The sequence below is a fragment of the Enterococcus sp. 6D12_DIV0197 genome (assembly GCF_002174385.1).
Taxonomy (GTDB): domain Bacteria; phylum Bacillota; class Bacilli; order Lactobacillales; family Enterococcaceae; genus Enterococcus_D; species Enterococcus_D casseliflavus.
This window is the reverse complement of the sequence record NZ_NIBN01000001.1, coordinates 488,157-509,998: the sequence shown is the minus strand read 5'-3', so window position 1 is coordinate 509,998 and position 21,842 is coordinate 488,157. Positions and strand designations below refer to the sequence as shown.

Genomic DNA, 21,842 nt, shown 5'->3' with positions numbered 1-21,842 from the left:
TCCATTTTTTATTCTTTCAACGCGCCGATCATGACACCTTGATTAAAATACTTTTGTAAAAACGGGTATAACATCATAATTGGTGCTGTTGATACGACAATTGCTGCATATTTCATCATGTCTGCCGTTGCTCTTAGCTCAGATGCAAGTTCTCCGGTTGCTTGTGTTTGTAGTAATTGATTACTTATTAGTAATCGTCTAAGTATCAATTGCAGTGGTTGTAGATTGTCATTGGTCAAATAAATCAATGCATTGAACCACGAGTTCCAAATACCAACTGCTGTCCATAAACCGATAACAGCCAATATCGCTTTTGAAAGTGGTAACACCATGCTAAAGAAATAACGGATCGTTCCACAACCATCAATTTGAGCTGCTTCCCATAAACCAGCAGGAATACTATTGTTGAAGAATGTTCTAGCTACGATGATATTGTAACTAGATACTGCAAAAGGAATGACCATTACCCAAAACGTATCTAAGAGACCGACATTCTTGATCGTTAAGTAAATCGGGATCAAGCCGCCCGAAACGAACATGGGAATAATAAACAATAAAGCCAGCCATTTCCTACCGTGCAAATCTTTTCTAGATAAGGCATAACCAGCGGGGATATTAACGAATAATGCGACAGCGGTTCCTACGATGGTATATAAAATGGTATTCAAGTAGCCTCGCCAGAATAAGCTCTGCTCAAACAAGCGGATATACCCATCTAATCGCCATTCATTTGGCCACAACCAAACATTTCCATTCCCGACATCCGCTGGATCACTAAAGGAAGCAATGATCACAAACCAAAGCGGATAAATGATTAGAAGGATCAACAAAATGGCTACCCCATAAACAAAGAAATCGAATATCCTTTCAGAACCAGTTTTTTTACTTTTTTTCATAATCTCCTCCTAAAACAGCCCAGTTTTCGTCAAGCGCCTCGACAATGCATTCACTAAGATCAATATGATTATATTGATCACTGTATTAAATAAGCCGATAGCAGTTGAATAACTATATTGAAAGTTTATTAACCCTACTTTATAAACATATGTGGAGATAATTTCACTTCCTGCTAAATTCAAGGCATTTTGTAACAGCAACACTTTTTCAAACCCAACACTCAATAAACTACCTGCTCTTAATATAAGCAAGATCATTGCGGTGGGAAGAATCAGTGGTAAATCAATGTGCTTGATTTTTTGTAGTCTTGTGGCACCATCCATAGTCGCAGCTTCGTAGTAAGTGGGATCGATCGCTGATAAAGCCGCTAGATAAATAATGCTGTCCCACCCAACATGTTGCCAGACATCACTCCAAACGTATACGCTTGCAAAACTTCCTGGCTGAGAAAGCAAGGAAGGCAATTCTATGCCAACAAGCCGCATGAGGTTGACAATCAAACCATTGGTAGGTGATAGAAACAAGATCAACATCCCGCACATAACCATTGTAGAAATGAAGTGAGGTAAATAGGTGGTGACTTGGAAAAACTTCTTGAATTTTTCTACACGAATTTGATTGCAAAGAATTGCTAATGCAATTGGCAATGGAAAGCCGACAATCATACTGTAGAGGGAAATAGTTAGCGTATTTCTAAGGGTTACTCCAAATTGGAACGAATTAAAAAATTGAGAAAAATGCTTAAAACCAACCCACGGACTTCCAAAAATACCCAGTGATGGGGTGTAATCTTTAAATGCAATTACTAAACCATACATTGGAATATAAGTGAATATGACTAATAAAATCAAAGCCGGCGCTAATAAGACGTACAAAGAAAGACTATTTTTCATTTTATTCTTGTGAAAACTTGCGTTGCTTTTTTTTTGCACATGTAACCCTCCTACAAAGAAAATCATTCTTTTCATTTTTTTTACGGTAGAGATAGGAAAAAAGTAACTACTCCTCCAAATAGCCTTTCGTCTACTATAGAACGAATGTAAAACAATCATTGGCCACGTATCCTGATTGTTTTTTACTTAGAAGTGAATCAATTTTTTAGTCTGTCTCTTGAAGGTTTAACGTTAAACTATAAGACAAAGTTTAACGTTAAACTTATTCGTTGTCAACGCTTTCATTAATAAAAAACAACAAACTTCTTCTGAGTAATTGGATGGTCGTATAAGCACTAGGATTTTGAACAAAACAAAAACAGCAGCGAGCTTCCTCCCTGCTGTTTTGATCTATCTTGACTCTATATCGATATATTCCCGATCGTTTGACACTTCTTTGTAGGCGGGACGCATGATTTTTTGTGCGTTGACCAGCTCTTCGATCCGATGGGCGGACCAGCCGACGATCCGCGCGATAGCAAACATTGGTGTATACAGTTCTTCTGGCAGATCCAACATGTTATAAACAAACCCGCTGAAAAAGTCGATATTGGCACTGACTCCTTTGTAGATTTTGCGCTTTTCATTGATGACTTGAGGAGCAATACGTTCGACCATCGTATACAATTGATATTCTTGCCAAGCTTCTGATCCTTTTTCTTGGGCCAGTTTTGCCACATAATTTTTAAAAATCGCCGCACGGGGATCGTTGTCGCTGTATACCGCGTGGCCCATGCCATAAATCAATCCTTTACGGTCAAACGCTTCTTTATCTAAGACTGCTTCCAAATAGCTGCGGATCGCCTGTTCATCGGTAAGATCAGCAACGTTGCGCTTCAAATCTCCCATCATTTCCGTCACTTTGATATTAGCACCACCATGTTTAGGCCCTTTCAAAGAACCTAGCGCTGCAGCAATCGTTGAATAGGTATCCGTCCCACTGGAGGTAACGACTCGTGTCGTAAAGGTCGAATTATTCCCGCCGCCATGTTCCATATGCAAAACCAGTGCCATATCCAATGTTTGGGCTTCTTGGAAGCTATATTCTTTCGTTGGACGTAGCATAGTCAAAATCGTTTCAGCTGTACTCAACTCTTCGGTCGGACGGTGGATATACATACTCTCCCCTTGATTGTAATGATTGTAGGCATGATAGCCGTAGATTGCCAAGAGCGGAAAGACACTGATCAGCATCAGACTTTGTTCCAATACATTTTCAATGCTGATGTCATCTGCTTGTGGATCGTAACTTGCCAGTGTCAAGATACTGCGAGATAAGCTATTCATGATATCAGAAGAAGGTGCTTTCATAATGACGTCACGAACAAAATTGGTCGGCAATGTACGTTTTTCTGCTAATAGGCAATGAAAGGCCGCAAGTTCTGTTTTGTTTGGCAGTTCGCCGAAAAGTAATAAATATGCAATCTCTTCAAAGCCAAAGCGTTTTTCATTGACGAACCCTGCAACTAACTCGTTGATGTCAATTCCGCGATAACGCAGCTCGCCACAAGCTTCAATTGGCTTGCCAGCAATGATTTTTTCTGGATAAATGGTTGAGATCGTCGTAAGCCCTGCTAAGACCCCCGTGCCATTTAAATCCCTCAGTCCACGTTTCACATCATATTCTGAATAAAGATTCACATCTATCAAATTGTATTTCTGACATTGCGATGCAAGATAGGACATCTTCTCTTTCTTTTCTAATCTTTCCACGGTGATGTTACCTCCAATCTTTCTACAAACTATCGATTACAATGTTATTTAACCGTATACAAACATCGTTAAAATAGTCATCCTATAAAATCGTTGCTTTTTAACAAACTTTCACACATTATAGCACCTGTCTCTTATACACATCTAGATGTGTATAAGAGACAGATATTTTTCATAAATTTAATTGATTTTTTAAATTATCAACGTATAATTATTCCTAATAAGTACGTTTATCTTCGTAAAAAGGAGGATTCTTATGAAGTGGCAATCTCAACTCACCGTCAATGATACGCAATACACGTATATTGACTTAGCGAAAATCACCCAAGACTTAGGGGCTGATTTATCTCGCTTGCCCTACTCCATTCGAGTTTTATTGGAAAGTGTTGCTCGTCATCAAGACGAGGAAATTACAGAGGATTATTTACCATTTTTAGCGAACTGGCAGGCAGAAACCCCTACTGGTGTCGTGCCATTCAAACCAGAGCGGGTCGTTTTGCAAGACTTTACTGGGGTACCCGCAGTCGTTGATTTGGCTGCCATGCGGGATGCGATGGTCGCTTTAGGCGGTGCCGCAGAAGACATCAATCCTGAGATTCCCGTCACACTCGTCGTCGACCACTCTGTGCAAGTCGATCAAGCCGGTACTCCTGGGGCGATTGCTTTTAATACGGAGCGGGAATTTGAACGCAATGCAGAACGCTATCAATTCTTGAAATGGGCGCAAGGTTCTTTCGACAATTTCGAAGTCGTTCCACCTGAAACAGGGATCATTCATCAAGTCAACATCGAATCGTTGTCTGATGTGATCTTGCAAAAAACACACGAAGATCAACGACTGCTGTTTCCTGATACATTGCAAGGAACCGATTCTCACACCACGATGATCAACGGCTTGGGGGTTCTCGGTTGGGGGGTTGGCGGTATTGAAGCGGAAGCTGCGATTCTTGGCGAACCTTCTTTCTTCCCTACGCCTGAAGTCATCGGGGTGAAATTTATCAACGAGATGCCTGCAGGTACCACCGCCACCGATTTAGCACTAAAAGTAACTGAAGTGCTGCGGATCGAAAAAGTGGTCGGAAAATTTGTCGAATACTTCGGTCCTGGCTATCGTCATTTAAGTTTAGCTGATCGAGCAACGTTAGCAAACATGGCTCCCGAATATGGTGCGACTTGCGGTTTTTGTCCGATTGATCAAGAGACCTTGAACTACTTAGCAACGACCGGTCGCTCCAGCGAGCTGATCGAACTCGTTGCCGCTTACGCCAAAGCCAACCATTTCTTTTATGATGAAACGATCGTGCCGACCTATACTAAGACGATCACCATCGATCTAGCAGAAGTTCAGCCAGCATTAGCGGGCCCTAAGCGCCCGCAAGATCGGATTTTGCTTCCAGCAGTCCGTCAGGATTTTGAACAATCGGTCACGGCTGCCGTCGGTCCCAAGGGCTTTGGTCTTTCAGAGGACGAATGGCAAAAAGCAGCCAGCGTTACCTGGCCAGATGCTGCACCTGACAAATTAGTGACCGGCGATATCGTATTGGCGGCGATCACTAGCTGTACGAATACTAGCAATCCCTTCGTCATGCTCTCGGCAGGCTTATTGGCTAAAAAAGCCATTGAAAAAGGTCTGACCGTCTCTCGTACGGTCAAAACCTCCCTTGCACCTGGCTCCCAGATCGTGACCACCTATTTGCAAAACAGTGGTTTGCTGCCGTATTTAGAGCAACTCGGCTTTTATTTGGTGGGTTACGGTTGTACCACCTGTATCGGAAATTCAGGTCCTTTAGAAGCGCAGGTCGCTGAAGCAATTGAGGCAGAAAATCTACTGGTGGCATCGGTTCTGTCAGGCAATCGAAATTTTGAAGGAAGAATCCATCCACAGATCAAAGCCAATTATTTGGCTTCACCGCCATTAGTTGTTGCCTATGCCATCGCTGGCAGCATTCGCAAAGATCTCACAAAAGAACCGTTAGCTATCGTCAATGACGAGCCGGTGTATTTGTCTGATATTTGGCCTAGCAATGAAGAAGTCAATGCTTACGTTCAAGAGTACGTCGGACCAGAAGCATTTCGCGCTGCCTATGAGCATCTTTTTGATGCCAATGAACGCTGGAATGCGATCGAAACCACCACGAGCGCATGTTATGAATGGGAGGAGCAATCCACTTACATCGCTCATCCGCCCTACTTTGAAACATTGACCAAAGAGTTGCCTAAACCAGATGTCTTAGCTGATCTGAAAGTCTTGGCAAAATTGGGTGATTCCGTCACCACTGACCATATTTCTCCTGCTGGCAGCATCAGTATGGATTCTGCAGCCGGAAAATTTTTACAAGAAAAAGAAGTTCCGTATCGTGAATTCAACTCCTTTGGTTCGCGGCGCGGCAATCATCAGATTATGATGCGGGGGACTTTCGGCAACATCCGTCTGCAAAACCAGCTAGTGCCTGGCAGTACTGGCAGTGTCACGCATTATTTTCCAACTGGGGAAACCCTGTCGATATTTGACGCAGCTATGAATTACCAAAAAGCTGGTCAAAGCTGTATCATTTTAGCTGGTAAAGATTATGGCATGGGTTCTTCTCGCGACTGGGCCGCCAAAGGAACACAATTGTTAGGCGTTAAAGTCGTCTTAGCAGAAAGCTTCGAACGAATCCATCGCAGCAACTTGGTCATGATGGGGATCATTCCGCTTGAATATCTTGCTGGTGAAAGTGCCGCATCGTTTGATTTGGACGGCAGCGAAACATTCTCGATCGCTTTGCCAGAAGAGCCAGTGGTCAAGCAGCTGATCGAAGTCACTGCGCAACGGATTGACGGAGGGACTGTCTCCTTTATGACCCGCCTGCGCTTTGATGCCCCTGCAGATATTCGCTATTGGAAGCATCAAGGAATTTTACCGATGGTCATTCGAAAAAAAGCTGAATTAGGAGGAACTGCCCATGCCTAACCAAACAACCCATGAAGCAACGACGATCACCATTCCTTACATTGCAGGAGACGGCATCGGTGCCGAGATTTGGCAAGCTGCGCAACCTGTGATTGATGCCGCTGTAAATAAAGCCTATGACAATCAACGCCGCATCGAATGGCTGGAAGTTTTAGCTGGAGAAGCCGCCTTTGAACAGACGGGGGAATGGCTACCGCAAGCAACCATCGATACGATCAAGGCTCAACAATACGCCTTAAAAGGACCGTTGACTACCCCAATTGGCGAAGGCTTTCGCTCCTTGAATGTCACCTTGCGGCAAACGCTGGATCTTTATGCCTGTGTCAGACCTGTTCGCTATTTTACAGGGGTCCCTTCGCCTTTAAAACAGCCAGAAAAAACCGATATGGTGATCTTTCGAGAAAATACTGAAGATGTTTATGCTGGCATCGAATTTGCCAAAGACGACGACGCAACGCAGCGTCTAATCCAGACACTGCAAGCAGACTTTGCTGTCAAGGCGATTCGTTTTCCTAAAACTGCCGCTATCGGCATCAAGCCGATCTCTTTAGAAGGCAGTCAGCGCTTGATCGCTGCTGCCATTGAGTATGCGATCGCTCAAAAGCGGCCCACGGTGACACTGGTGCATAAAGGCAATATCATGAAATTTACAGAAGGCGGCTTTAAAAACTGGGGCTATCAGCTTGCAGAGACCACATACGCCGACCAGTGTTTTACAATGAATCAATACAACAAAATCAAAGCAGAAAGCGGCTCAAAGGCAGCCGAATCCGCCCTTGCCTCGGCAAAAGCGGCTGGGAAAATCGTTGTTAACGACGTGATCGCAGACAACTTTTTACAACAGATCCTTTTGTATCCAGAAAAATTCGACGTCATTGCCACTTGTAATTTGAACGGCGACTACATTTCTGATGCACTTGCTGCACAAGTCGGCGGCATCGGGATCGCCCCCGGTGCCAATATCAACTACGCTACTGGGGCAGCCATCTTTGAAGCTACCCACGGAACAGCACCGGATATCGCAGGACTTGGCAAAGCCAATCCCTGTTCGCTGCTGCTGTCAGCGTGCATGCTATTAGAACATTTGAACTGGCCAGAAGCAGCTCAAATCCTAACACAAGCCATTGAACAAGCCTTGCAAAGTCAACACGTCACTGCCGACTTCGCGCAGTTGATGCCAGAAGCGGTCTGTTTAACGACACAAGCGTTTGGTGAACACCTCCTTCAGTTGATCCATTCGTAAACTCAAGCTGTGATTGAGTCGGCATTTGCCTGCTCAATCACAGCTTGATTGCGTTTTCACCTTTTGAGAAACTATACTTAGAGCATGAAAGGGGGAATTCATTTATGAGTGAATTCAACATGAGAACAATCGGTCAGCAGATCGCTGCCAAACGCAAAGAAAAAAACCTGACCCAATGCAACTTGGCCGACCAGTTACTTGTCAGCTATCAGGCGGTCAGTAATTGGGAGCGGGGTAACTCACTGCCGGACATTGAAAAATTGCCGCAGCTAGCAGCGATTTTAGACCTATCCATCGATGAGCTGTTAGGAAAGCCAGCAGCTGCGGTGCAACATTATCAAGCGGGAACCGCACAGCCAGAAGAAATCGCCGAACTAGCTCCGCTGATCAAACCGCAAGAATTGTCAGCGTTGATTCAAGAAGAACCGTTTCAAGAAACTTCTTTAGATTTAGACTTATTGCCTAGGCTAGCACCTCATTTGACCAGCGCAGACTTGCAGCACCTGCTAAATGGTGCCGAGAATATCCCAGAAGAGGTACTGGAAGAACTCCTGCCGTTTTTGAAAAAGCCCCAAGTAGAAGAGCTCCTGAAAGGCAAGCACTATTCCATGGCTTTTTGGGAAGAGGCGGCGCCCTTTTTACCCCCCAACTTTTTGGCGGAAGAAATCAAAGGCTGGCTTGAAAATCCTGACTTCCGCTTTTCTGAGATTGAAGAACTGCTGCCCTTTTTACCTGCGCCGTATCTGGATGAACTCCTGCTGACCGCCCTGGAACAGCCAAACGTTACCGCAGCAGAACGCTTGGCTTATGATGAAATCGAAGAACTGCTGCCGTTTCTAACAGAAGCAACGATCTGCCGGCTCGTTCAAGCACTGCCCTTCTCAACAGATGAGCTGGAAGAAATCGCCCCTTTCCTCTCCTCAAAGAACTTGATTGTCCTTTTAAAAAAAGGACACTAAAAAAACAAGATTCTTCTTTACTTTTGGTAAACCACCGTTTATAATTTCGTTAACCAAATAATTCATTTTTAGGTTAACGAAATTATTATTAGAGAGAAGGATTCGATGAAATTATCATTACGTGAACAAATCCATGCCGCTTTATTTGCGATCATTATTGCTGGTCTTTCCCAACTGACGATTCCATTAGGTTTGATCCCATTGACAGGACAAACCTTTGCGATCGGGTTGGCAGTGACTTTCCTCGGCACGCGAACAGGAACGATGGCGATCATCATCTACTTGCTGTTAGGATTGATTGGTTTGCCCGTTTTCGCTGGTTTTTCCAGCGGTGTCGGTGTTTTGTTAGGACCAACTGGTGGCTATTTAGTCGGCTTCCTCTTTAATGGATTGCTTACTGGATTGATCGTAGAAAAAACAGCGTTTCGCTACACAGGAGCAGTGATCGGCAATATTGTCGGTGCGCTGGCAACTTTGTTGTTTGGTACATTGTGGCTGAAATGGAGCACGGGCATGGCATGGCCGGCTGCCTTTAACGGTGGCTTTGTTCTGTTTATTATCCCTGGGATCATCAAAGCCGTTGCCGCAGCTTATCTAGGTATCTTTTTAAGAAACCGCTTGGCGCAACCATTGGCTTTACGTTAATAAAAAACACTCGCGTCATATGCAGCGATTCCCATCAGTTAGCTTTTTCGTCTAACTTTTGAAAATCGCCGCATCACGCGAGTGTTCTTTTTTATTTCTTCCCCTCTTCAATCGAGAGCTGCGGCCAAATTTTCTGCCACTGCTTCATCACTTGGCGTTGTCGATAAACCGCAAGATACTGTTCATTTTGGGCAAAATGCGGTGTTGGACGCACCCGAAAACTGCAAATATCCTGCCAACCAAAAGGCGCCATCAATTCAAGCTTGCCTTGATTCATTCGTGCCGCTACCGCTGTACAACGCTCTGGAAACTTCGTTAAAGCATCGAAGGTACTTGTATAAGGCGGCTCCTCGGCAAAATTATGTTGGTGCATCAACGCTTGGTTTCGAACCTCCCAAGGAAATTCGGGAAACGAACGGCGCAGTTGCGCTTCGATCGCTGCTGTTTCTTCTATGCTTACAGTCGGATCATAAAACACGACATCAATATCGGTTATTGGCACCTCCGCTATTTTTCCACTGAGAAAACCCCATAAATAATTCCGCAGGTACCCAGCACACAGCCAGCAATCCGACAGCTGCAACGCTTCAATGATCGTAAGCAGTTGTCGACATTCACGATTTTTTGCAAACAAGTTCTGGATCGCTTGTTCCTTCATTGGCGTCCTCCTCTAATGGGCTCAGGCTAGTTATTTCAAGGTCCAACCACCGTCGATGGGCACGATCGCCCCCTGCAAGTAACTAGCTTGCGGACTAGCAAGAAAAAGGGTCAGCGCTGCAACTTCTTCTGGTTGCGCCCAACGCTTGACTGGCGTCTCTTCTGCCACCCATTGCGCCATTTTCCCGTCACCCGCAAAATCAGCCGCATTCATCGGCGTTTGAATCGCACCTGGCGCGATGCCCTTCACCGAGATTCCTTGATCTGCAACATCCAATGCCAACTGTTTGGTAAACCCGACGATCGCGTGTTTTGCGGTTGTATAGGCGATCCCGCCACCACCTGCGACCATTCCAGCGATCGACGCCATATTGATGATCGTTCCGCCGCCGTTGGCTTGCATCAGCGGCAAAATTTCTTTCGTTAAATAAAACATGCTGGAGACATTGGTTTGAAATATCTCCTCCCACTCCATTGACGTCGTCTCAGCGATCGTATGATAGCCGTCAAGTTTTCCTGCTGTATTTAACAAGACCGTGATACCGCCAAAGTGCGTCACACAAGCTTGGACCGCTGCAAGACAATTTTCTTTCACCGCTAAGTCACAACATGTGCCGAAAAAGCGGGGCTGGGCTAAAAGCGAATCAGGAAACGATTGGCAGTCAACACCAAATACTTGAGCGCCTTCTACAAGAAACGCCTCTGCTTGCGCTTTACCGATGCCTGAAGCAGCCCCTGTGACAAACACAATCGTTTTGTCATCGATCCACGCTGCCGTCATTCCACGATTTTCCAATCTTCCGCAAGAATGTCGCAAACAGTCGGTGCGAAACTCGAGAATCCCTCATCCGCTGTTTTGATCAAAAAGTAAGGGGTGACTGGGGCATTGTCGTACACTTCGCCTTCAACGAATGTCACATAAAGTTCAAAGCCGCCCCAACCTTCACGAATGATTTTTTTGCCGGCTTTTAATTCTGGTAAGATTTCTTCAAATGTCATGATTTTTCTCCTTTGTGTGTTTCTTCTAATGGTTTAAATTGCCTGGAAAATCAATTACGAAAACAAGCAGAACTCGTTTGCTGCGCTAATACGGCAGCAGCGTGATCGCTTGCGCCAATTCCTCTAAAAGATGCGCCGTTTTATAGTCCTCAAATGCCTCATGATGGTTTCGCAGCAGCGTCCGAACTTTCGTTGGAGAATATGCTTCTGCTAAGTGATTTTCCAAAACGAAGCGTCGGGTCAACTGCCATTCATAATAGTAGCCGAAGGGACGGCAATAGTAGCTGGTTCCCGCAAGCTCTTTTTTCTCAAAGCGTCGATGGGTATGCCCAAAGACGACTGCCCGCACATTGGCGTACTGGTCGATCACTGCGCCAAAATCGGGCGACCCCAAAAACGCATTTAGGTGGTTCCAGCGGGCGTACTTGCCGGTCTGCCGCACAATAAACGCTTCTTGGGGCACAAAATGCGTAGAAAGAAAAATTTCTTGGTCTTGCGGCAAATGGGCCAATGTTTCCGCTAAACGCTCATTGATGGATTGGCTGATCTCCTTATCCGATCCCTTTCGTTGAATCATGCGGTCATACCAAAACAAATTTTTCAGCCGCAAGATCTCAGCTTCACTGGTCAGATCAGAATATTGGTAGTCATACCAGCCATTGATTCCCAACAGCAGTGTTTTTTCTGATAAGCGATACGTCTGAAAATTAAGAAAGGCGGGATCATCGAAAGCCTCGATCTCTTGTTCCGTCAAGTCCACCATTTCATGATTGCCCCAGTGAAAGGTCGTTGGCACCTGTCGACTTTGAAAAAATGTGACCACGTCTAATAGCCGTTGTTTTTTATTCGCCACATCTCCTGCCAGATGCAGATGGGTCACCTGATTTTGCTGCAAATAATCAGCGATCAGCTGCAGATGGGGATCGAGTAATTGGTTGATATCAACGTGCAAGTCGCTAATAACCGCCAGCGTGCCCATCTCAGCGGCCCGCCGTCTGCTTTTCGATCCGTAACAATTGAACATCGTTAGCTAAGATCCCGCTATTTCCCACCAATTGCAACCGTTGATAGGTCGGTTCCACCTGCATCCGAGTCTGTTCTTCTAAATACACCTGAGCCCCTTGCTTCAACCAAATCGTGCCTAAGGGTGTCGTTAAAGGGGTGTCGTAGATCGCCAATCCTTCTTCTGGATAGCTTTGCGGCACGATGATCAGGCGAAAATGGATGTCCAAACGGCAGGTGATCTCCGTTGCAGGAAACGGACCAACGCCGTCTTCAAAATCCAAGTAGAGACGATCATCTGGCTGCACATAAGGGGTTATTTTTTCAATTGCTGCTGGCTCAATGTTCAGTTCCATGACGAGAGCCCTCCTTTACATGATACGTTTTTTCCATTCCTCCAGGGTGATGCCGCGCGTGACTTCATCGATGATTTCTTCACCCGATTTGCGGGCAGCTGGGATCGTTGCTTCCAATTTCATCCCAATTTTCTCCATGACCCGTCCAGACTTGGGATTTCGGGCATCATGTCGAGCAAAAATTCGAATCAATTCGAGTGTTTCAAAACCGAAATGCAGCAGTGCCATTGCCGCTTCTGGCATAATCCCTTGCCCCCAATAATCGCGACTCAATGTATAACCGAGCTCAGCGATCTCTTTTTCTGATTCTACCCGCAAATCGATGGTCCCGATCATTTTTCCTAAGTCTTTTTCTTCGATCGCAAATTTTCCTAAGGGTGCAGCAACAAAATACTCGGCGATGCGTAGTTTTGTTTCTTCAACCGACCCATGTCTAGCAAAGACGAAGGTCGTCGTTTCTTCATCATTTGCATAGGCAAACATGTCCGCTGCATCTGCCAAGGAAACAGGACGCAAGAGCAGCCTCGGTGTCTCCAACCGTTGATTTTCTGCTAACAATAGCAAATGTCGTTCTTTTGTTGTCATAGGATCCCTACTTTCTGTCAATACTCTCTCACGATCGCACCCCTCTTTTGCTATTTGCTGGATATGCTATAATAAGCATAAGTAAACGCTTTGAGGAGGATACTTCAATGTCAGACGAATTAGAAAAACGCCTTGATACAGGAATGTATGGGACGCCTCGCGTCAACCCAGATGAACAGCGCAAGTATTTAGGCACGTTTCGTGAACGGTGTTATCTTAGTATGACAGTAACAGAAATGAAGAAGAAGGACAACCAGAAAACGCTCTTGAACGCCTTACCAGATTATCAAGGAGCGCTCGTGCTGCTTAACGGAAAATTGCCAGAATCGATCCAGACCGATTACATCACTTTACTGACCAAACAACAGATGGAATTTCGGATCGTCTCCGATGCCCAAGATGCCGGTCCAGACAGTATCGGCTTGCTGATTGCTGGGAAAGAAGCCGTCAATGAAGACGTCATCGATATCGAAAAAAAATTCCCTGCAGCTGCCGCTCCATCGGATAAAGAGCAGGAACAACCAGAGAAAACGTCATTTTGGAAACGTCTTTTCCATTAAAAGGAGGAACTATCATGGAACAATCAACACCGCCCTACCTTTCATTAAAGAAAGAACTGCTTGATGCTTTGGATCTGCATATCGATTTGTTAAAAACGGCACCCACGATCGAATCCAGCCATCTAGATGGCGTATTGTTCATGATGCGCAGCTTGGGTTTTATGCTGGATCGCGCTCCGAAAGTACTCCTGTTGGAGGATAAGAATGAAATGAACTTTATGATGTTTCAATATTATAGCCTCCTGTCGGAACTGAAGTACAATCTGGTTTTAAACTTTCCCTACGCCTCGATTCAAGGCGTACCGTTATTAACCTTGATCCAACGTTTTCCTACCACGTATGAAAAAGAAATGAAACAATGGTGGGAAGCCCGAACGGGTCTCAAGGTGGAAGAAACAAAACAAACGATTGAAATCGCTGCTTTTGAAGGATAAGAACATCCAAAAAAGGCTCACGTTACTTCCTGCAGATAAAAAGCACCGAATAAAATAGATTGCTAGTAAAGCGAACCATAAAGCAGGACGTTAACGTATTTCTCATGATTTCTTCAAAGAAAAACCAGTCAGAGGCAGTTTCTGACTGGTTTTTATTAGTTTTAAGTTGTATTCTTCTTAATTTATATGAAACATCAAAGAATCAACTTAACTTTTTTTATTTAGTAAAAATCAACTGTAAAACCAATTGGATCTCCATTTGCATTTAGCGCTGGCCGAATAACAAAGCCTGTAAACTCTAAAAACTTCCCTTCAGCCCATAAAGAATATGCACTTGCACTCGCTTCTGCACTAGTAGCTGCAAAAATGCCGCTATTGCCCAGATTGACTGGAATATTCACATCTGTTTCGCCATCGCCAGAGCCATCTTCACCGCCATCTACATCGGTTCCACCGCCGCCAGAGCCATCTTCGCCACCATCGGTATCTGTATCTCCGCCACCGGAGCCATCTTCGCCACCGTCTACATCTGTATCTCCGCCACCAGAGCCATTGTCTCCACCATCGGTATCTGTATCTCCGCCACCAGAGCCGTCTTCGCCGCCATCGGTATCTGTGTCACCGCCACCAGAACCGTTTTCGCCGCCATCTACATCTGTATCTCCGCCACCGGAACCGTTATCTCCGCCGTCTACATCTTTGTCATCTTCATCTTTATTAAATACAACAAATTCGATATAGATATAGTCACCTACAAAATGAACTTCATGCCCCTTAACTACTTCTGGATAATTTTCATGCTTCCAAGCAGTAGCTTCCTCGTTACTTAGGAATGGTCCGACACGTAGACGAGTATAATATGAATTCTCATAGACAACTTCAACTACAATTTCACGGTCAGTCGCGCCTCCATTATCAGGTGTCGGAATATTGAACTCAATATAGATATAGTTTCCTTCTAGATAGATTTGTAGGTCTGAAACTAAGCCAACATAGTTTTCAAGCAGCCATGCCGCCACTTCATCGGTAGTTAAGAATGGTCCGACACGGAGGCGTGTAATTTCTTCATTTTCTGCAACGACTGTCACTTCAAACTCTCGATCAACTGGTGGATTAGTGGAACCATTATCTCCACCTGAACCATTATCCGTTGCTGGTGGTGTTGGCTTTGTGGAGCCATCTCCTGATCCATTATCTGTTGCAGGCGGCGTTGGTTTTGTTGATCCGTCTCCTGATCCGTTATCTGTTGCTGGAGGTGTCGGTTTTGTAGAAACATTTGATCCATTATTACTGTTTCCAGGATTTGTATTGCTTCCTCCCCCAATTGGTTTGGTCGGATCAATTTTGTCAGTATCTTGAATCACTGCTTGACTAATCGTATTCCCCTCTGCATCCTTTAGAGAAACCACATTTCCATCAAACACTAATTTGTTGCCAGCATAAATCAAGTCAATATTGTAAATATTATTCCATTGTGCTAGACGTTCGATCGTAATATTTGTCGCTTTACTGATGGCGCTAAGTGTATCACCCCAAACAATCGTATATTCATTCCCAGTAATATCAGCTTTGATTTGTTCGGGTGTTCTGGCAACCCATACGCTTGCGGAAATAGGGGATGCTGTTTCTTCTGATGCCGAAACTTGATTTGATAACGCACCAGCCGTAAAAATTGTTGCTAGTAATGCCAGCGTTTTAACAATCTTACCATTAAATTTTTTCATTCCGTACTCTCCTTTTTTATAATGCTATTATATTCAACTTATTACACACCATAACCCGATTAAAATTTCAGGATGGATCAGTATAATAAATTTAGTATACTTATCTACGCAGAAGGGCTCGTGTGAATCATAGCCCGTTGAAAGACAGAAAAGAGCGGCTAAAGAAAAAGTGATTCCTCGGTTGGAAGCACTAAAACCATTGATTTAAGCCTACGAAAAAAGCCTGCACACTGAATGAAGAACCGACAAAGCACTGTCAAACCTTCGCAGGGATCAGAAAAAATCATCCATATCCTTTGTGTACCTATAAGGTGCTGCCAAAGGACCGTTCCGCAAATTCTTAAAGCAATGCGCCTATGTTTAGGAGTCACCCATCGAACCACAATCAGTTTCGGCTATAAAACCTGCCTTACTTCCAAATAACTTGAACATTGAGTATCGATTCAACTCCGTTTCCGATGATGAACTTTCATTTTTGATTCAATTGAAAACAATCTTTGCGCTTCTTTTGTCACTAACAAAGTTAAGAGAAGCCGTCTGCCTTTGCCGCTTTTTTGATGCCAACCATTTTGTTATATGTAAAAGCATAGTTGAAAGACAATATCTATGTTCATATCTTTTTTATACATGCTGACCTAATTTAGCGACTCTTCAAAAAACGATAGTTATTTAATCGTGTATAAAAAAACTAGAAATTCCTCTCTTTAGATTACCAAAAATACAATTATTTTTCCAGTATTCATATTAAAATAAATATTTTTTATAAATAAAGACGAAAAACGAAGGAATTAACTATTGTGCTAACTGTCAGATCAGGAATCAAACAACGATATAAAAAAAACTGCACACTTTGAAAGGAACTCTCCTTCCAAAATGTGCAGTTCTTTGCTTTTTATACTTCCATCAGCTCTCGAAGACTTCAGGGAACAACAGGCGTAAAACAGACATAGTTAAGCGTCGGCCTTTCCCGCTGTATGGATAAACGTGCATATGCATCGCTGGGTTGAAATTGGCTTCAATGATTCCATAAGCCCCCGGTTCATTGGCTGGCTTGGTTTTATCTGGAATAATCAGATCGATTCCGCTGATAGATGCTTGTAATGTGGCTACCGCATCGACTGCTACTTGTTTGTAATCATCGTTGAAGTCATCCGTCACATCGATAGAATCACCGCCAGTACTGATATTCGAGTTTTCTCGCAAATAAACGATCTGCCCCTCTTCGGGTACTGAATCCACTTGATACCCTTGCTCTTTTAACATCAGTTGTTCCAGTTCCCCTAATTGGATCAGCTCTAATGGGGTCCGATGATGGGTGCCGCGCAATGGATCGAGATTTTTCTCTGCGACGAGTTCCGTGATCGTGCGCTTGCCGTCACCCACGACATTGGCAGGGATACGTAGTAAAATCGCATCGACTCGCCCATCGATCACGAAGAACCGATATTCAGTCCCTGACAAAAAAGTCTCAACGAGGATCGAATCATCTTCCGCAAAGGCAATGGCGACCGCCGCTTGATAATCCGCTAAAGAGGCACCTTCTTTGAAAATCGAGATACCGATCCCATAGTTGGTGGTTTTCGGTTTTACCACAAACCCGCTGTGGGCAATCTGAGGATAAAACGCGATCGCTTCTTCTGCCGAAGCGAACTCAGCGCCACTTGGTACATGAAAGCCATTTTCGGCTAAGATTTTTTTAGTGACCGTTTTATTCGCCATGATCAATGGGACGATGTACTGATCCTTACTGGTCATATTGGCATTTTTAACATATTCGATGTGGTCTTTCACGGCTAATTTCAAGAATTGATCCGTTTCATCCAGTACCGACACTTCGATTCCTTTTTGGATCGCATCGAACAAGAGGATCTGGGTCGACAATTCCATTGCTCGAAAGCCAGCTAATTGATATGGTTTTTCCCAAGCAGCTTGATGATACTTTTGTCCCAGCACTGTTGCTGTCTGGGCTTGACTGGTTGCTTGACTTGCTGAGAAAAGACGTCCCGCGAAGGTTCTTTCTGGTTCAGCCAGCATTTCTGAAAGCTGATCCAAAAATGGTGGATGCGGCAGCTCAAGGGCTTGGGCAAAGTCCATCATTTCAGTAATCAGCGCTTGCGCTTCTTGCTGATAAGTCAAAGGTGCAAGCGGATGTTCTAATGCGACCTGATCATTTTTCTGATTGCCCTCTTCGATCCACGCATCCGCATCGCTGCCTTCTTCTTTTGTACTTAAAAACAATAAGAAGAAATGCAAGAATGCGACTTGCTCTTTGGAAATCCCATAGCGGGCAAAGGGATCGATGTCAATATTTCTTAACTCAATATAACGGATACCCGCTGAGGCTAAATCTGCGACCCGTTTTCCCCCACGTAGACGCACTGGCGCATAAAATTCTTTTTCTTCTGAAAGCTTTCCCGTCTCCACTAATTTGGCAATATCTGCAAGATAGGTCTCTAACGAAGCGTAAGATACCTTGACGTCTTCGTGATTCGTGTACCCATAGCGGCTATTGCGAATACTGCGGACTGGTTCTTGCGGTCCGTTTTCTGTCGTAAAATAATTGGCTTCTGAAGCAGGAGTCGCCCCAAAGAAATACGTCAAAAACCAGCGATAGTGCAAATAATTGCGAGTTACTTTCAAATAAAGTGCGGTTTTAAACGTCTGGAAGCTTTCCTTCGTTTCAGACAAAGCATACAGCTGTTGCAAAAAGTCTTCCGCAAATTCGAAATTGAAATGAATCCCACTGACCATTTGCTTGCGGCGACCATATGTTTTAGCTAAATAGCGGCGGTAGAGCACATCTTCAAATTGGTCTAATTTAGCAATGACGATGTCTTCTTCTTTTTCTGGTAAAGCCGGTGGCATACTCAATGGCCAGAGCATTTCTTCTGCTGACATCGAACGATACGCCACATCATGAATAGCCCCTAAAAAACGGAACAATTCATCCACGGAATCAGCGACGGGCGTAATCAGTTCCAGTTGGTTTTCGGAAAAATCCGTTTGGATATACGGATGGAAGCGCCGATTGCCTAACGTTTTAGGATGATCGGTACCTGCAAACGTCCCATCGAGCCGCACCCGCTGCGCTTCACGCTCAATCCCGTAGCGTCCTTTCAATAAATAGGGAAAAAGCTCTTTATGTGATAACAATGTTTTTATTTTCATTCGACTGCCCTCTATGTTCTTCTACTAAATTTTTTCTCAAATGCTATTTCTTTCCATCTATTATAGTGAAAACTGGTGAAAAATGCAGAAATTTGCTCCTCACTTGTAATATCTCTTACTAAAATTACCAAGAATTTATAAAATACTTGAATAAATTTGATATTTACCTTCAAAATAAAGTATACTGCTTATAGAACAGTAAATTATTATGTCCATATTACTCTTTTTTGAAAGGAAGAATAGTGAATGAAGCCACTTAATCTTACCAAACGCGAACGTCAAATCATGAATATCTTTTGGAATTCAGACAAACCTCTTTCTGCAAATGACATTGCTGTCCAACAGCAAGATCTAAGCAAGAATACCATTCAAGCAGTCGTACGTAAACTAAAAAACCACGACTTATTGAAAGTAGCGGATATCGGCTACAGCGGTACTGTTTTGACTCGGTTGTATTCTCCGAATGTGACCCAAGAAGACTTCTTAGCAGCAGAATTGTCTGATCAATCTTTATTGAATTTGATTACGAACTTTATCGAAACCAATAAAGATATCGATACATTGAACAACTTGGAAAAAATGATCACTGAGCGCCAAGGGGAACTTAAGAAATAATCTTTCCCCATCGTTCAACTCGTTGTATTCTGCCTGATACTTCCCAAAGTTTTTAGACAGTGCAGAAGAAAACGAAGCCTTCAAACTGCTTTTCCTGATTTTTTGGCAAAGTCGTGCATCGCTGTACCCACATTTGCCACGCCGAGTGTTCTCAGCTTTACGTCACAAGTCAAGCTCGTGGAAAGAGACGACGACCCGTTTTCTCTTCCCTTTGATCTCACAAAAGCAACAATAAAGGAGAGCCATGTGTAGGTGTATCACCTAACACAGGGCTCTGTTTTTTTATTCTTTGATCAAGCCTTTGAATAAGCCAACGACAAATTCATTTGGATCAAATGGTTCTAAATCATTGATGCCTTCTCCGAGTCCCACTAATTTGACGGGCAGCCGCAGCTCGTTACGGATCGCCAAGACGATCCCCCCTTTGGCTGTTCCATCAAGTTTGGTTAAGACGAGACCAGAAACATCCGTCGTTTCTTTAAATTGTTTTGCTTGATTCATCGCGTTTTGACCTGTTGTTGCATCCAACACGAGCAGGACTTCATGAGGGGCCGTTGGGTCCACTCGTTGAATGATCCGTTTGATTTTTTCTAGTTCGTTCATCAAATTGACTTTGTTTTGCAAACGACCCGCTGTATCTACTAATAAAACGTCAGCATTTTCTCGTTTTGCGCGCTCCATCGCATCAAACACGACTGCTGCTGGATCGCCTCCTGCATTGCCACGAACGACTTCAACACCAGCCCGTTCACCCCAGACCACTAATTGATCGATGGCACCGGCACGGAAAGTATCCGCTGCAGCCAATAAGACTTTCTTGCCTTCGGCTTTGAATTGGTGGGCTAATTTCCCGATACTGGTGGTTTTTCCAACACCGTTCACGCCAACAAATAAAATGACGGTCAGCCCTGACTGCATATTCAACTCGTTGACTTCACCGACACCCGCTTCCCCATATAGGTCAACCAATTTTTCGATGATGACATTTTGGACATCTGCCGTTTTCTTCACATTACGTAGTTTGACTTCTTGCCTCAATGCATCCGCGATCTTCATCGCCGCATCGAAGCCGACGTCTGCGCCGATCAGCGTTTCTTCCACTTCTTCGAAGAAGTCTTCGTCCACCGTACGGAAGTTGGCAAACAATTCGTTCATCCGTTGCCCAAAGGTTTTCCGTGATTTCGTCAATCCTTTGGTGTATTTATCCTGCACACTTTCCGTTTCTGGCGCTGGTTGAAGGATTGGTTCAGAAGCTGGTACTTCCTCTGATGGTGTATCCTTAGCCACTTCTTCTGGAATACTTGGTGCTTCTTCTTTATTCGCTGTCGTTGCTTCTTGCTGCGGGGACACTTCAGCAGTTTCTTGCTCTGCCTCCAAATCACTGGAGTCGGCGGTTTCTGCAGGTGCCACTGGTTCTGAAGCGCCTTGTTCAGCAGGAGTTTGTGCTGGCTGGCTTTCTTCTGAATGCTGTGCCTCTGGTGAGTCAGCATCGACTAACGGTTTGTCGGTTTCTTGCTCTGCTTCTTTGGTTTCTCCAATCAGCGCTTTTTTGATTTTGTCAAAAAATCCCATCTTACGCACCTCCTTTTAAGACATATTCTTCAATTACTGCTGCCACACCGTCTTCTTGGTTTGAAACGGTGACAACGTCAGCCGCCTCTTTAATGATTGGCACGGCATTGGCCATCGCTACGCCAATCCCTGCATAGCGAATCATCGGCAAGTCATTTTCTTCATCACCGATCGCCATCACTTCTTCTTGCTTGATCCCTAAATCTTGCGCCAATAGGCTGATACCATAAGCTTTGGTGATTCCTTTAGGCATAAATTCCAACAGGTTATTCCGGCTTTTGATGATTTCATATTTCTCGCGGATCTCTGAGGAAATCTCAGGGATCTTAGGATCCAAGACTTCCTGATGGTAGGCGATCACCGCTTTATTATAGAGCATCGATTCATCAAGATCAGCTACGGCAAAAGGACGACAATCCAATAAAGGATTTAACGAGCCATAAATCGATGGATGCGCTGCTGAAGTGGGTAAACTCAAGACGATCTCTTCGGATACCACGTCTAGAGGCAAATTCAAGTCTTCCGCTACTGAAACCAATTCATGGATATCTGCCAGCTGCATCGCTGCTTTTTCAATGATCTCGCCAGTCTCATTTTTTTGAACCAAACCGCCGTTAAAGGTGATGCTATAGTCGCCGGGTTCTTTCAGCGATAATTCTTCTAAATAGGGACGGATCGCCCGTAATGGACGTCCCGTACAAATGACGATTTTTACGCCTTGTGCTTTGGCACGAGCAAGTACCTCTTTGTTGCGAGGAGTCACTTCTTTTTTGTCATTCAATAACGTTCCGTCTAAATCGATCGCAATCAGTTTAATCATATCATTCC

General features: G+C 44.2%; 20 protein-coding genes. 7 read left to right on the top strand and 13 right to left on the bottom strand.

Translation table 11 applies throughout. From position 1 onward, the window contains the following. Positions 1–8: 8 nt before the first annotated feature. The 3 genes from A5867_RS02510 to A5867_RS02500 all read right to left on the bottom strand — a co-directional run bounded on the left by A5867_RS02510 (position 9) and on the right by A5867_RS02500 (position 3,542). Positions 9–896 (bottom strand): carbohydrate ABC transporter permease, encoded by an 888-nt coding sequence (locus A5867_RS02510; protein WP_016609205.1) that lies wholly within the window; start codon positions 894–896, stop codon positions 9–11. A gap of 9 nt (positions 897–905) precedes the next feature. Then, positions 906–1,865, bottom strand: coding sequence for an ABC transporter permease subunit (locus A5867_RS02505; protein ID WP_087626793.1), 960 nt, complete (start codon positions 1,863–1,865; stop codon positions 906–908). Positions 1,866–2,180: 315 nt separating this feature from the next. Continuing rightward, complete coding sequence (locus A5867_RS02500) at positions 2,181–3,542, bottom strand: citrate/2-methylcitrate synthase (protein ID WP_170927486.1); 1,362 nt, start codon at positions 3,540–3,542, stop codon at positions 2,181–2,183. A gap of 256 nt (positions 3,543–3,798) precedes the next feature. Between A5867_RS02500 and acnA the strand changes: the two genes are divergently transcribed. The 4 genes from acnA (at position 3,799) to A5867_RS02480 (ending at position 9,342) form a co-directional block, all read left to right on the top strand. Continuing rightward, complete coding sequence (acnA, locus tag A5867_RS02495; RefSeq protein ID WP_015508827.1) at positions 3,799–6,495, top strand: aconitate hydratase AcnA; 2,697 nt, start codon at positions 3,799–3,801, stop codon at positions 6,493–6,495. After that, positions 6,488–7,738, top strand: a complete 1,251-nt coding sequence (icd, locus tag A5867_RS02490) for an NADP-dependent isocitrate dehydrogenase (RefSeq protein WP_087626792.1) — start codon at positions 6,488–6,490, stop codon at positions 7,736–7,738. Before acnA ends, icd begins: the two co-directional genes overlap by 8 nt. Before the next feature lie 104 nt (positions 7,739–7,842). After that, positions 7,843–8,697: a helix-turn-helix transcriptional regulator gene (locus tag A5867_RS02485; protein WP_087626791.1), complete on the top strand. Its 855-nt coding sequence runs from the start codon at positions 7,843–7,845 to the stop codon at positions 8,695–8,697. Between the two features lie 105 nt (positions 8,698–8,802). Beyond that, positions 8,803–9,342 (top strand): biotin transporter BioY, encoded by a 540-nt coding sequence (locus tag A5867_RS02480; protein ID WP_005227150.1) that lies wholly within the window; start codon positions 8,803–8,805, stop codon positions 9,340–9,342. A gap of 91 nt (positions 9,343–9,433) precedes the next feature. Here the strand turns inward: A5867_RS02480 and A5867_RS02475 are convergent, their stop codons facing one another. The 6 genes from A5867_RS02475 to A5867_RS02450 form a co-directional block, all read right to left on the bottom strand. After that, positions 9,434–10,000: a nucleotidyltransferase family protein gene (locus tag A5867_RS02475; protein WP_016609199.1), complete on the bottom strand. Its 567-nt coding sequence runs from the start codon at positions 9,998–10,000 to the stop codon at positions 9,434–9,436. Positions 10,001–10,030: 30 nt separating this feature from the next. Beyond that, positions 10,031–10,780 (bottom strand): 3-oxoacyl-ACP reductase, encoded by a 750-nt coding sequence (locus A5867_RS02470; protein ID WP_016609197.1) that lies wholly within the window; start codon positions 10,778–10,780, stop codon positions 10,031–10,033. After that, positions 10,777–10,998: a DUF2829 domain-containing protein gene (locus A5867_RS02465; RefSeq protein WP_005227147.1), complete on the bottom strand. Its 222-nt coding sequence runs from the start codon at positions 10,996–10,998 to the stop codon at positions 10,777–10,779. Before A5867_RS02465 ends, A5867_RS02470 begins: the two co-directional genes overlap by 4 nt. An 85-nt stretch (positions 10,999–11,083) precedes the next feature. Continuing rightward, complete coding sequence (locus A5867_RS02460; RefSeq protein ID WP_087626790.1) at positions 11,084–11,977, bottom strand: metallophosphoesterase; 894 nt, start codon at positions 11,975–11,977, stop codon at positions 11,084–11,086. A gap of 1 nt (position 11,978) precedes the next feature. Then, positions 11,979–12,356: an iron-sulfur cluster biosynthesis family protein gene (locus A5867_RS02455; RefSeq protein WP_005227145.1), complete on the bottom strand. Its 378-nt coding sequence runs from the start codon at positions 12,354–12,356 to the stop codon at positions 11,979–11,981. A gap of 15 nt (positions 12,357–12,371) precedes the next feature. After that, complete coding sequence (locus A5867_RS02450) at positions 12,372–12,941, bottom strand: GNAT family N-acetyltransferase (RefSeq protein WP_087626789.1); 570 nt, start codon at positions 12,939–12,941, stop codon at positions 12,372–12,374. A 107-nt stretch (positions 12,942–13,048) separates the two neighbouring features. Here A5867_RS02450 and A5867_RS02445 point away from each other — a divergent pair, with 107 nt between their 5' ends. Further along, positions 13,049–13,501, top strand: coding sequence for a YueI family protein (locus tag A5867_RS02445; RefSeq protein ID WP_010748630.1), 453 nt, complete (start codon positions 13,049–13,051; stop codon positions 13,499–13,501). Between the two features lie 14 nt (positions 13,502–13,515). Then, the gene (locus A5867_RS02440; protein WP_010748629.1) at positions 13,516–13,935 is read left to right on the top strand and encodes a hypothetical protein; all 420 of its coding nucleotides are present in this window, start codon (positions 13,516–13,518) and stop codon (positions 13,933–13,935) included. 221 nt (positions 13,936–14,156) lie between these two features. Here the strand turns inward: A5867_RS02440 and A5867_RS02435 are convergent, their stop codons facing one another. Both A5867_RS02435 and gshAB read right to left on the bottom strand, forming a co-directional pair. Then, a complete protein-coding gene (locus A5867_RS02435; RefSeq protein WP_087626788.1) occupies positions 14,157–15,659 on the bottom strand; it encodes a LysM domain-containing protein in 1,503 nt (500 codons plus the stop codon). Between the two features lie 903 nt (positions 15,660–16,562). Then, on the bottom strand, positions 16,563–18,827 hold the full coding sequence (gene gshAB, locus A5867_RS02430) for a bifunctional glutamate--cysteine ligase GshA/glutathione synthetase GshB (RefSeq protein WP_087626787.1): 2,265 nt from the start codon (positions 18,825–18,827) through the stop codon (positions 16,563–16,565). 246 nt (positions 18,828–19,073) lie between these two features. Here gshAB and A5867_RS02420 point away from each other — a divergent pair, with 246 nt between their 5' ends. Continuing rightward, positions 19,074–19,442, top strand: a complete 369-nt coding sequence (locus A5867_RS02420; protein ID WP_005227140.1) for a BlaI/MecI/CopY family transcriptional regulator — start codon at positions 19,074–19,076, stop codon at positions 19,440–19,442. Positions 19,443–19,724: 282 nt separating this feature from the next. Here the strand turns inward: A5867_RS02420 and ftsY are convergent, their stop codons facing one another. Together ftsY and A5867_RS02410 are read right to left on the bottom strand one after the other, a co-directional pair. After that, entirely contained in the window at positions 19,725–21,014 is a 1,290-nt protein-coding gene (gene ftsY / locus A5867_RS02415; RefSeq protein ID WP_087626786.1) for a signal recognition particle-docking protein FtsY, read from the bottom strand. Position 21,015: 1 nt separating this feature from the next. Further along, positions 21,016–21,834 carry a Cof-type HAD-IIB family hydrolase gene (locus A5867_RS02410; RefSeq protein ID WP_005227138.1) on the bottom strand — a complete coding sequence of 273 codons (819 nt, stop codon included), beginning with the start codon at positions 21,832–21,834 and terminating at the stop codon, positions 21,016–21,018. Positions 21,835–21,842: the final 8 nt, after the last annotated feature.